Source organism: Streptomyces sp. ADMS, from assembly GCF_033441795.1.
Lineage (GTDB): Bacteria > Actinomycetota > Actinomycetes > Streptomycetales > Streptomycetaceae > Streptomyces.
In genome coordinates this window covers 1-11,714 of the sequence record NZ_JAVFVX010000167.1, presented here as the reverse complement: position 1 = coordinate 11,714, position 11,714 = coordinate 1, and the positions used below count along the sequence as shown (strand labels likewise).

Below are 11,714 nucleotides of genomic sequence, written 5' to 3'. Positions count from 1 at the left end.
AGTCCGACTCATGGCCGGTCTTCGGGGGTCTCCGCCCCGGGGGTGGCGGAGACGGTCCGGCGCCAGGGGGCGCCGGACCAGGAGGTCGGAGCCGAGGGCGGCTCCGACCTGGACACGCTTCACTCAATCCAGCAAGCCGTCCTGCGCCCCGCCGTAACCGCCGCAGCCGCCAAGCCTGCCGTGCTGAGCGTGCAGCCCACGATCCGTCGCTTCACCGGCACCAAGCGGGTCGTGCGCGTCGGACCGCTGCGCTTCACCGACGACGAGCACACCCAGCTCCAGGAGGCATCCGCCGAGCACGGGTACAAGGGCGACTCCGGCTTCGCCGCCGACATCGTCCTCGCCTTCGTCACCGGCCGGTTCACCGCCAACCTGCCCCTGTCCGAGGACCGTCGCCGCACCCACGTCTTCCGCGCCCAGGTCCTGCGCGAACTCAATCGGATCGGCGTCAACGTCAACCAGATCGCCCGCGCCCTCAACAGCGACCACACCCCACCCGATCCGCCGACGCCTCACCGAACTCCACGACCTGCTGGAGCTGATCGCCGAAGCCCTGCGCCAGCCCGTCGATCAGGAACCGGAGGCAGCCGCGTGATCGCCGCCATCAAACCGACCGGTGCCAACACCCGCGGCCTACTCGCCTACCTCTACGGACCCGGCCGCCACGACGAGCACTTCGATCCGCACATCGTGGCCGGTTTCGCGATGCTCGGTATGCCCGACCCCGGCCGTGACGAGAACGCCACCCTCACCGAACTCGGCCGCTACCTTGACGAGCCGGTCTCCTTGCGCAACAGCGAGTTCGGCAAGCCGGTCACCGATCACGTCTGGCACTGCCCGGTCCGCGCCGCCCCCGAGGACCGGCACCTCTCCGACGCCGAGTGGGGCGAGATCGCCCAGCGCATCGTCGAGGCGGCCGGTATCGCCCCGGCTGGTGACGACCTGGGATGCCGCTGGATCGCCGTACGCCACGCCGACGACCACATCCACATCCTCGCCACCACCGTCCGCGAAGACGGACGGCGTCCCAAACTCCACGACAGCGGCCTCCGCGTCGGCGACGCCTGCCGCGAGATCGAAAAGGACTACGGGCTGCGCCGCCTGAAGAAGGGCGACCGCACCGGCGCCCGCCGCCCCACCCAGGCCCAGATGCACAAAGCCGAACGCCTCGGCTGGGAACAGCCCAGCCCCGAGTGGCTCCAGGACCGCATCCGCGCGGCCATCCCCCACGTGACCAACGCCGAGGAATTCATCGCCTACCTCGAAGCCAGCGGCATCGAGGTCCAGGTCCGGCGCGGCCCGTCAGGCGACCTCCTCGGGTATGCCGTCGGCCGCCCCGGCGACCTCAACGAGGCCGGCGAGCAGATCTACCACCCCGGAAGCAAGATCTCTCCCGACCTCTCCCTGCCCAAAATCAAGGCCCGCCTCGAATCCAGCCAGCCCGAAGAACACCCCACCGCCCGCCGCAACCGCCCCAGCACCCCGTGGCACCAAGCAGCCGATGCCCTCGACACCCTCCACACCGACCTCGCCGACGACACACACGCCCAAGCCCACATCACCGCCCTCGGAGAACTGATCGAAGCCACCGCCCAGAAGGCACCCGCCAACCTGCGCGCCGAACTCCAAGTCGCCTCGAAGGCGTTCGCCCGAGCCCAACGGTCCCAGGTCCGGGCGGAAGACCGAGCCGCCAACGCCCTGCGCCGCGCGGCACGCGACATCGTGCACACCGCCACCGGACCCGACGGCAGCGCCTTGGCCGCCCTGGTCGCGGCCCTCGTCTGGGCCGCCATCGTCGCAGGGCGCTGGCACGAAGCGAAGAACCACGCCCACCAAGCAGACGCCGCCCGCCAGGCGGTCCAGCACCTCCAGACCGTCGCCGACCTGGCCCTCGACCCGACGCTCGCCGAACTCACAGCCCGGCTGCCCAAGGAGGAAGCCCGCCGTGTTCTGGCCAGCGACGTACGAGCAGCCGTCCCCGACCACGCCGAGCGCATCCTCGCCGACCCGGCCTGGCCCGCGCTCGCCACCGTCCTCGCCGACGCCGAAGCCCACGGCTACCAACCCCACGAACTCCTCAAGGAAGCCGCCTCCCAACGTGAACTGACCACCGCCCGCCAACCCGCCCGTGTCCTCATCACCCGCATCCAGCACACCGGCCGAAACCCAGCACCCAACCGCCGCGCCGAAGCCGCCCGCCGACGCTCGACCATCACAGACTCGGTCCGCATCCAGCAGACCCATAACGGTCAGCTGCCATCGGCGACTACAACGCCTACCGAACAGCAGCACCGACAGCGCCGGTAGATGTAGATACGAACAGGATGAGGGCCCTCGAATGTTCGGTCTGAGGACGAATGTCACCCGGCGGTCGGGCAGGTTCCAGGCGCGTGACTGAGGCACACCGGCACATGAATCCGAAGTCTCGGCAGGAGCCGGATGAGAAGTACCCCTGGCAACGCGGCACCGCGTGAGCGGCATTGCCCACGCGCTCGCGCGCATAGGGTGGCCGGGTGGCATCTCTGAGTCGTTCCGCACTGATCGAGGCGCTGGCCGGCGGCCGCCCCGATGACCTCCGCGGCGTAGCCGAGAACTCGTGGTTGGACTTCAAGCGGTCCCCGTACGACCTGGCGTCCGAGAAGGGCAAGTTCGAGCTGTGCAAGGACGTGGCTGCCTTCGCTAACGCTCACGGCGGGCTGCTCGTGCTGGGTGTGGAAGCAGAGAAGAAGAGCAATCAGGCGCTGGAGGTCGCCACGGGCTTTGGCCCCTTCCCGCAGCACCGGGCAGATGTCGTCAAGTACGTCGACACCCTGAACGAGTACCTGCGCCCTCGCGTAGCGGTCAGCCACCACTGGTACCACGACCCTGGTCGGAGCACTGCGGAGACCGATCTGTACTACCTGGTGCTCGAGGTGGAACCGGTCCCGGAGCTCTCGCGATACGTCCTGGTCCGCAAGATGATCAACGACAAGGGTCGGCTTGCCGAGGGGCTCGCGGTCTCCGTGCGGCACGGAGACCGGACGGTCTACATGCCCTCGGAGGATGTGTACCAGCTCATCAACGAGGGCCTGCGGGCACGGGACGCCGCCCCCGCCGGTGTGCGGGCACCCGAGTACGAGCAGTGGCACGATGAGCCGGACGAGGCACTGGACGAGCTGGAGCAGCGGCAGGACTGGGAGGAGACTCCGGTGCTGTTCTGGCAGAGTTTCCCCGCCCAGCCACCGTCGCAGGTTCTGCCCGGACTCCACAGCCACGACGGGATCAAGGGCGCTCTGCGCAACCAGGATGTCCTGCGGGACTCGGGATTCAACTTCGCCGACAGCACCGGGCGTCTGCAGACCCTCAGCGGCGGCCTGTTCATCGGTCGTACCAGCCGCGCGGTGGCGGTACGCCCTGACGGCCTGATGACCGCGGGCGCGGTGGCCACGCCGGACATGCTGTGTTGGGGCGTGAACCACCTGGCCCCGGTACAGCGCATTAACGCCCACGTGGTGACCGAGATGACGCTGGAGTACTTCCGTCTCGCCGACAAGCTCATCGTCCCGCGTGTGCCAGGACCGTGGCGGCACCGGATCGTTGTGCGCCGCTTTGGCGGCGAGCAGCCGCGTGCCCTGGGGCCCGGGGCCGGTCTCCAGGGCTTCGCCAGCGACGCCGCGCCGGCCAGCGAGGGCACCTGGGACCAGACTTGGGTGGCGAACGGTGATCAGGAACGGGACGCATACAAGGCCCTCGAGCGCTTCTACACTCTGTTCGGCGTTGATGTGGCCACGAATCCCGACGTCGAGGGTGACCGGGTAGTTGAGGAGCGGCTGCGGGCGAAGTGACCACCGACGCCTTTGCTGCTGCAGGTCGGTGCTCTTTTGCGGCGGTCTTAGTCTTCGACGCCCAGAATCCCGGAGCGGTGGGATGCCGCCCGGCGGTACGCTGCCCTCTTCGCCTCACGGCGGAGTCACCCCGCGGGGGAACCCATGGCGCAGACGCCGACCGGCCTGTTCCCGGTCACCGACCCCGACCGTCAGGCCAAGGGCCGGCAGAAGATGCACGGCTTGGCCCTGTACATCGCCCACGTCTGGGACGCTGCCGCTTCCACCAACACCACGCTCTGCCGTGACCATGGTTTGGAAGTTGACTCCGAACGCGTCGCCCTGGAAATCGCACCCGCCCTCGCGGCCATCCGTACCCTCGACGCCGAGGTGGTCAAAGGCAGCCAGAGCAGGACCGTCGGCCAGCGGTACCAGGACCTGCAGAAGACCGATCTCCAGGGACAGGTCGTCCGCGGGCTGGTGCTGGCGCGCAACGCCGACATCCACCTGCCAGCCACCCTCGACCTCCACGTCGACCGCGTCGTCGGCGAAGGCGACGGCTATCGGGTGATGCCGTCATGGCAGCTGTACGACGCGCTCCCTCAGGTCGTGAGGGAAAACGACAAGACCGCGTCCAGCTGCCACGATGCCTACCGGGACGCGGTCGGCGGCCACCTCGTCATCGAGACGCTGCTCGACGCGTTCGCGTTCTTCCTGCGCTGTGACCCCACCCTGGCCCGGCGCGTCCCGGGAACGAGCGACCTGGCCTACTTCCCGTTGCGCGTCTACACCGTCCACGACTACGAGCGCCGACACCCAGACCAGCCCAACCGGGCCGACTTCGGTTCGGAAGTCCGCCGACTTACCGAGGACACCCCGCCGTCGGGTGCCGGGCGGGAGATCTCGTATCGCCTCACCAGTAACGGCACGGCCGTGTACTGCGGGCATACCGTTGAGCCCTTCGGTCTCCGCTCGGCGTTCACCGAAGCTAGCCCTCAGATCGTGCGCGACGTCCGGGCTGGGTACCGGTACGTCGCTGTGGCAACCGACGGCGCGCACCACGTCGTCAGCGCCGATGCCGACGGCCGCCTCTCCGCGGACGGCGTCGCGCTCGAGGACTATCCCTTCCCCCCGCCCTACCGGCACCCGCTTCCCCAGACGTGGCTCGCGTGGTGGCAGCTCGCGACAGAGGACCCGTTCTGGTACCGGAACCAGCGGCAGGGGCGCTGAGGCCACCAGTAAATCCCCATCATTGCGTGGACGCTCGGCTGTCGGCCCAGCAGCCGCGGAGCATGCAACTCCGGTGCCGACGCACACCACCTCGGCATCGCGGTCCAGGCTGCGTCCTGTGCGCCGCCCAGTGCAGGGACATTGTGAGAGCAGTGGGCCGGGATCGCGTAGAGCTCAGCCCCGGCGAGCGGCGCCGTCCGGCCACACGACATCCACGGGGATGCCCGCCATTCGCGCTTCTTGGACGGTGTCGGCAGTGCCACCGCCCTTGCCGCTAGGGGATTCGCCGTCCCATACGGCGACGAGACGGTCGGCGCGTTCGATGAGGACGGTGTTGGCGGCCTCGTACGCTTGTCGGTTGGCCGTTTCGTGGGGGAGTACGAGGACTTCCGCAGCGGCCTCGACGAGGTGGTCGAAGAGGGCAGCGTGGTCTGGCTTGACTTTGTTCTGTCGGTAGTCCTGGGAGGGGATGACGACGGTCAGGCGTCCGCCGACGGAGAGGACGGCTTCGGCGAAGAGGGAGTCGGCGCCCTTGGCGATGCAGGAGACGCCGACGAGTCGGCTGTCGTCTGCGTACTGCTTGAGCAGTTCGTCCAGGACGGTGCGGACCAGAGGGATGCTGTCCTCGGTCAGGTCCATGTGCCCGGTCACCGCGATGGTCGTCATGGTCGCGTACCCCTTTCAGGTCGACAGCAGGTCGCGGATCCTATCGCGGGCCTCGCGCACGGGTCGGGCCGCGCTGTTGCCCACGGTGTAGGGGTAGAGCTCGCCGAGCTGGGCGCGTACGCGGCTGGAGCGTGTGGCGCGGGCCGCGTCCACTGCGCGGTGAGTTTCTTTCACGGCGCCGGAGAGGTCGCCGAGGAGGAAGTGGCACTGGGCCAGGCCAATGCGGTCCAGGGCATGGCTGCGGCTGGCCTCGGGGCCGCGCCGGTCCAGTGCCTGGCGGATCTCCGAAGCCGCGGCTTCGGCGTGCAGCTGGGGGTTCTGGCGGGCGAGGTCGAGGAGTCGGCCTCCGGTGGTGCCGGCGAGTTCGGCCTCGTCGAAGTAGGCGATCCAGTACGGCTCTTCGCCCGGCCTGGCATCAGTCAACGCGTCGGCTGCTTGGACGGTGGCCCGTTGGAAGGCGGCGGTGCGGCCCATCGCCGCGTACGCCCACGCCTCTCGGGTGTGGAGCATGGCGCGCACTCTGGGCCCGGCGACTTGCCGGGCGCCGTCCTGGGCGAGACGGACGAGTTCGAGGGCGTCTTGGGGCTGGTCGCGATAGAGCATCTGACGGGCCATGCCTGCCAGGACGTTGGCGCCGAAGACCATGTCGTCGCCGGCGTGGGAGGCGCGCAGAGCCAAGAGGTAGTAGTTCTGGGCGCGGCGCTGGAGTCCCGTGTCCCAGGCCATGGTGGCTGCTGTGCCTGCCAGCTGGGCCATGATCTGGTACAGGCGCTGTTCGACCTGCGGCGCCTGGTGTTCGTCGAGGTGGGCGGCGACCTCGCTGAGCTGGCCCAGCACGGCCTTGCGGCGTAGACCGCCCCCGTACTTGTGGTCCCAGGCCCGAAACGCGCGAGCAGTGGACTCCAACTCCTCGACCTCCCGTGCCCCGAGCCGACCGCGGCGACGTGGCCGGGCGGCGGAGCCCGCAGGCTGGAGCCACCCCTCCAGGGGGTCGAGCAGGGCAGCGCCGGTGACGGCGGCCCCGGCCAGAGCGCGCGTCGCCGCGCGGCGGTCCATCACGAGATCGCTCCTCGTCAGGTTCGCGGCCAGGTCCACAGTGGCATCCGGCCGCCAGGGAACCTCATCGGCGCTGGCCTGCTCACCCTCAGGGTCAGGCAAGGGACTCTCCTGGACCGCCCGGGTCTCCCAAACACGCGGAGCGAGTCCAAGGAGGTGGCCCGGGATCCGGAGTCCGTCGGAGATGCGGCAGATGACCTCGAAACTGGTCACTTGCTGCTGACCACTGATGATCGTGGAGACCTTGCCCGGTGTGAGCTGGCAGGCGGAGGCGATGCGGTTCTGGGATAAGCCGCCGTACTTCTTGATCAAGGCGAAGGCGGCTGCGAAGTCGTGCTCTGCCAGGGCTCGGCGGACATCCTCGCGTTCGAGGAGGTCGGGAGCGAGCGGGCCGGGGGTGGTGGCATCCATGGGGCCAACTTCCGGTTCGATCGTAGGCGCGATCAAGCTTCTTACGAAGCCGGGAACGAGTGTATTCCCGCCTCGGTAACACCCGCTGGTCATACCGCAGTTGTCCGCGCCCGGCCACGCTTGGTGAACACCTGAACCTCGTCGGTGACTGACCCTGAAGGTTCGGGCGACGAGATTCCAGCGGACGGAGGAGCGCCATGGCCCTGAACTCACATCAGCCCCGCCTGCCCCGGGCGACCTGGGCGAGGCGTCTGAGCCAGCCGACACTCTTCGCCGCCGGCCAGGACTGGGATGCCATCCGGGTCGAGGCCGACATCGGCGTACGGGCCGTGCGCTTCCTGGAAGCCTCCGGCACTCCCGTGGGGCCGGTGCTGCACGACCAAGGCAATGGCCAGGCGTACTTCCTCACCCCGCCCGGCACCGCACAGAGATGGCAGCAGGACCAGACCCACGCGCTCGGCGAGGGCTCGTGGGTTGTGCTGGCTCCTCCAGGGTGGGAGGACGGACTGCTGCGCTGGGTGAGCGATCCCGCTGACGGCCCCGCTCACACGGCAGTCGGCGATCTCACCACTGCACTGACCGCCGCTGCGGGTGGGGAGACCAGCCGATGATCCCGTGGATGTGGCACGCGGAGAGGCGGCTGTGATGGGGCGGGCGGTGGGCTGGCTGGCCCGCTTCACCGGACCCCTCCTGATCGTCATGATCTCCGCGTCCTGCGGCTTCATGATCGGCGTGGCGGTCTCCACGGTCCCGTCCGCCCCTTGAACTCCCGCTCTCTGCCGTGACCGCACTCCCCTTCAACGGCTTCCCCCAGCCGCATGGTCCCGGCAGAGAGCGGGGCCATGCCGCCGAGATTCAGCGGCCCTTAGCGCGCCCGAACGCGGTATCCGCGCAGCCAGCTGCACGCAAGCCTGTGGCAGCCGGGTGCGGGGGTCCCGAGCTCCCCCGTCCACGCTTCCCGTGGACGGCCAACCACCCCTTCGGAGGTACTGGAATGGCAACCGCGACGACCGAGACGGCACCCATCACGGGCGACGACTGGCAGCTCACCATCGCGATCACGGACGCGCCGGTGCCGGTGGCCGAGGACTGCGACACCAGCGACGGGTGCGAGTCCACCTGCGCCTCCTCCTGCACGAGCTGACCAACACACCGAACCGGTGCGGGGCGGACCCACTCCCGGCCCGCACCGGCCTAGCCGAACGGGAACCACGATGACGCAGACCAGACAGCTCCAACGCGGTGACGCGCTCCTGCTGCGGGCCGCCGTGCTCCCGCTCACAGCTCAGCACACCCAGTGGCCCGACCCCGACGATCCGGCCAACTGCCGCCGTTGGCTCGCTGACGCATGGGCCCTCCCGCCCTTCGCTGCCGCGGTGCGGGCGGCGTCCCCACAACTCGCGTGTGCCGTCGACCACATCCTTGAAGAGCGCAGTGTCCAGCTGAAGCAGGTGCGGAAGGCAACGACTGCGATCGCCCGGTACCTCCTACGCGCAGCCGGACGTCCCACGCCGTTCGGTCTGTTCGCCGGCGTGACTACCGCAGAGTGCGGTCCGGCCGAAGGCCGAGTGGGCACCAGCCACCGCGCCATCGCCCGCCCGGACACGCTTTGGCTCGACCACGTCCGCCGTGACCTCCAACGGCGGCCGGACGTCCTGTCCCACCTGACCGTTCAGATCAACGATCTGGCGGCGCAGCACGGCGACGTACTGGTGCGCCCTCTCTCCGGTGGACGCACCGCAAGCGCCACTGTCACCCGGCCTCTCGCTACGATCCTTGTGCTGGCCGCACACCCCGTTCCGTGCCAGGAGATCACCGATCGGCTGATCGCGCTGGGCGGCACGGCCGAACAGATCCAGCGGCTCCTCATGGACACGTTGGAGGCGGGCTTCCTGATCAGTGACGTGTCGGTACCCCTGACGGACCCCGACCCCCTGGGGCACATGCTGGATGTCCTGCGTCCCCTCGCAGACCGCCTGAAGCCCGAGACGGTCAGTCTGCTCGACGACTTGGAAGACGTGTGTCGTCTGCTTGCAGAACATGACGTGGCAGACGATCCGGCCGCTGCCCAGGAACTGCGCGGGACGGCCGAGAAGCGCATGAGTAGCGTCAGCGACCGAGGCCGAGTGCGGATCAGCGTCGACCTGCGACTCGACGCCACGGTCCGCGTCCCGACACTGGTGCTGGAGGAGGCCGAGCGCGCTGCGAACGCACTGCTCCGGCTGACCCGGAACGTGGGAGAGAAGCCCATGTGGGCCGCGTACCACGGCCTGTTCTGGGAACGGTACGGTGCCGGCAGCCTGGTGCCGCTGCGGGATGCGGTCGACCTGGCCGCCGGGGTGGGACTGCCGGCTGACTTCCCGATGTCGGCGTGGCCGGAACCCCCGTCGAAGGCCCTTCCCCGCGATGAGCTGCTGATGGCCAAGGCATGGAAGGCAGCGCTCACCGGCGCCCAGGAGATCCGGCTCACGGACACGGACCTTGATGAGCTATGCGCTCGCACCAGTCGCAACGACGCGGCCATCGCCCCACACGTCGAGATGGCGGTGCGGGTACAGGCGTCGTCGACACAGGCCCTGGACCACGGTGACTTCACCGTGTCCGTGCGTCCTGCCTGGAGCATCGGCACCCTCACCGGCCGGTTCGCCACAGCCCTCCCGGACAGCGGCCTCGACGAGGTGTACGGGCGACTGCCCACCCTGGTCGACGGCGCCCTGCCGGCCCAGCTCTCCTTCACCCCGGTCCATCCGCACGCCGAGAACGTGGCCCGCACCCCCGCCCTGCTGCCGTATGTGATCCCCGTCGGCGAGCACCGGGCACCCGCCGAAAATCTGATCCCGCTCGACGACCTGGCCGTGCTGTCGACAAGCAAGCGGCTGCACCTCGTCAGCCTTTCGCGGCGCCGCGTCGTCGAGCCGATCGTCCTGCACCCGCTCGCCCTGGAGAAGCAGGCCCCGCCGATTGCCCGGTTCATCGCACTCCTCGGCCGCGGCTTCGCCACCGCCTGGACGCAGTTCGACTGGGGACCCCTCGCGGCCGCAATGCCGTATCTACCTCGCGTCCGCTACCGCAAGGCGATCCTCTCCCCGGCCCGCTGGCGTCTGAGCGCCGCCGACCTCCCACCTGGGCCCTTCCAGCCAGCCTGGCAGGCGGCGCTGGCCGCCTGGGCACGGACCTGGAAATGCCCGCAGCTGTTCGAACTCCGCGACGACGACCGCACCCTGCGTCTCGATCTGACCGAGCCACTGCACGCGCGGCTCCTCCACGGCCATCTTCGGCGCCACGGCAATGCCGAGCTACTCGAAGCCCTCGACGAGGGGGACTTCGGCTGGATCGGCCACGCCCACGAACTCACCCTGCCGCTCACCTCCAGCCGGCCGCCCCTGCCCCACCCCGACCTGGCGGCGGCCCCGATCGTGACCAACCGGATGCTGCCGATGCCCGGAGACGACCAGCAACGGTGGGTGCAGGCCAAGCTGTTCACCCACCCGACGGTCATGGACCAGATCCTCATCGGCCGCCTGCCCGGCCTCCTCAAATTACTGGGCGACCCCGACAGCTGGTTCGTGCGTTACCGCACCGGACAGGAGGAGGACCACCTCCGGCTGCGCATCGCCGCGCACGACCAGGAGGAGCACGCAATCGCGGCGCGGGTGGTTGCCCACTGGGCCGCGCAGCTACAGAGTGAGGCGCTCGCCTCCCGGCTCGTCTTCGACGGCTACCGGCCCGAGTTCGGCCGCTACGGCACCGGGCCAGCCCTGGAGGCCGCCGAGACCGTGTTCGTTGCCGACAGCGACGCGACACGGTACGTACTCACCGACCTGACCGGTCTCGACCGACACGTCCTGTCCGCACTCGGAATGATCGACACCGCCTGCGGGCTCCTCGGTGAGGAGGAAGGCGTCCGCTGGCTGGCCACCACAGCTGCTCGTAGCAAGGGCCTGCTCAGCGTCACCCGCCAGACGCTGCACCGCGCCCGTACCGAAGCCCTCACGCGATTCCCGAACGGGACGGCCCGCCTGGCCGACGCGTACGAACGGCGCCGCACCGCCCTCGCCGTGTACCGGTCTCATCTCACCGACGAGCAGGCTGGCCCGGTGCTGGAGTCGCTGCTGCACATGCACCACAACCGGATCACGGGCCCGGACCGGGAGGCTGAGGCAGCCTGCCGACATGCTGCACGGCAGGCATGCCGCTCCCTCCTGGCACAGAGGGCAACACGGTGAACGACCTCGTGCACGACCTGGGCCGCGGTCTTGCCGGAACCGCCCTTTACCAGGCAGTCCTCGCCCAGGACAGCGGGAGGTGGGACAGAGCGCACACCACCGCGAGGACTCTGGCCGGACAACCGGCCGCCGTTCACCCCGTCGGCGCGAGCCTCTATCGCGGGGCACCGGCCGTGGCCTACGTCCTCCACGCGGCTGGCCACCCGGCCTACCGCTCTGCACTCGACCACCTCGACAACATCCTCGCCACGCTCGTACGCACGCGGCCGGAAGATTTCAAGTCCAGTGAGACGGTCGTGACGCTATGAGGTTTGTGGTGCGG

10 protein-coding genes and 1 pseudogene are annotated in these 11,714 nt (G+C 69.4%); 9 read left to right on the top strand and 2 right to left on the bottom strand.

Annotation, left to right across the window (positions count from 1 at the left end):
• Positions 1-42 precede the first annotated feature (42 nt).
• The 4 genes and pseudogenes from RB628_RS37355 to RB628_RS37340 all read left to right on the top strand — a co-directional run.
• Positions 43-459: pseudogene (locus RB628_RS37355) on the top strand (plasmid mobilization relaxosome protein MobC); the annotation flags it as partial.
• A gap of 132 nt (positions 460-591) precedes the next feature.
• On the top strand, positions 592-2,307 hold the full coding sequence (locus RB628_RS37350; RefSeq protein WP_318325092.1) for a relaxase/mobilization nuclease domain-containing protein: 1,716 nt from the start codon (positions 592-594) through the stop codon (positions 2,305-2,307).
• A gap of 206 nt (positions 2,308-2,513) precedes the next feature.
• On the top strand, positions 2,514-3,824 hold the full coding sequence (locus tag RB628_RS37345; protein WP_318325091.1) for an ATP-binding protein: 1,311 nt from the start codon (positions 2,514-2,516) through the stop codon (positions 3,822-3,824).
• A 144-nt stretch (positions 3,825-3,968) separates the two neighbouring features.
• Positions 3,969-5,033: a hypothetical protein gene (locus RB628_RS37340; RefSeq protein ID WP_318325090.1), complete on the top strand. Its 1,065-nt coding sequence runs from the start codon at positions 3,969-3,971 to the stop codon at positions 5,031-5,033.
• 174 nt (positions 5,034-5,207) lie between these two features.
• Here the strand turns inward: RB628_RS37340 and RB628_RS37335 are convergent, their stop codons facing one another.
• Positions 5,208-5,699 (bottom strand): hypothetical protein, encoded by a 492-nt coding sequence (locus RB628_RS37335; RefSeq protein ID WP_318325089.1) that lies wholly within the window; start codon positions 5,697-5,699, stop codon positions 5,208-5,210.
• Between the two features lie 15 nt (positions 5,700-5,714).
• Positions 5,715-7,166, bottom strand: coding sequence for a hypothetical protein (locus RB628_RS37330; RefSeq protein WP_318325088.1), 1,452 nt, complete (start codon positions 7,164-7,166; stop codon positions 5,715-5,717).
• A gap of 197 nt (positions 7,167-7,363) precedes the next feature.
• On the opposite strand from RB628_RS37330, the gene RB628_RS37325 reads away from it, so the two are divergent.
• The 5 genes from RB628_RS37325 (at position 7,364) to RB628_RS37305 (ending at position 11,700) form a co-directional block, all read left to right on the top strand.
• Complete coding sequence (locus tag RB628_RS37325; protein WP_318325087.1) at positions 7,364-7,777, top strand: hypothetical protein; 414 nt, start codon at positions 7,364-7,366, stop codon at positions 7,775-7,777.
• Positions 7,778-7,781: 4 nt separating this feature from the next.
• Positions 7,782-7,931, top strand: coding sequence for a hypothetical protein (locus tag RB628_RS37320; RefSeq protein ID WP_318325086.1), 150 nt, complete (start codon positions 7,782-7,784; stop codon positions 7,929-7,931).
• Positions 7,932-8,160: 229 nt separating this feature from the next.
• A complete protein-coding gene (fxlA, locus tag RB628_RS37315; RefSeq protein ID WP_152170413.1) occupies positions 8,161-8,310 on the top strand; it encodes an FxLD family lanthipeptide in 150 nt (49 codons plus the stop codon).
• Between the two features lie 70 nt (positions 8,311-8,380).
• Entirely contained in the window at positions 8,381-11,392 is a 3,012-nt protein-coding gene (locus RB628_RS37310) for a lantibiotic dehydratase (RefSeq protein WP_318325085.1), read from the top strand.
• A complete protein-coding gene (locus tag RB628_RS37305) occupies positions 11,389-11,700 on the top strand; it encodes a hypothetical protein (protein ID WP_318325084.1) in 312 nt (103 codons plus the stop codon). The genes RB628_RS37310 and RB628_RS37305 overlap by 4 nt, the downstream gene beginning before the upstream one ends.
• The last annotated feature ends 14 nt before the right edge of the window (positions 11,701-11,714 follow it).

Excerpts from the sequence above, each read along its gene's own strand:
- RB628_RS37325 (WP_318325087.1), top strand. The coding sequence starts at position 7,364 with ATGGCCCTGAACTCACATCAGCCCCGCCTGCCCCGGGCGACCTGGGCG.
- RB628_RS37340 (WP_318325090.1), top strand. The coding sequence starts at position 3,969 with ATGGCGCAGACGCCGACCGGCCTGTTCCCGGTCACCGACCCCGACCGT.
- RB628_RS37310 (WP_318325085.1), top strand. The coding sequence starts at position 8,381 with ATGACGCAGACCAGACAGCTCCAACGCGGTGACGCGCTCCTGCTGCGG.
- RB628_RS37335 (WP_318325089.1), bottom strand. The coding sequence starts at position 5,699 with ATGACGACCATCGCGGTGACCGGGCACATGGACCTGACCGAGGACAGC.
- fxlA (WP_152170413.1), top strand. The coding sequence starts at position 8,161 with ATGGCAACCGCGACGACCGAGACGGCACCCATCACGGGCGACGACTGG.
- RB628_RS37330 (WP_318325088.1), bottom strand. The coding sequence starts at position 7,166 with ATGGATGCCACCACCCCCGGCCCGCTCGCTCCCGACCTCCTCGAACGC.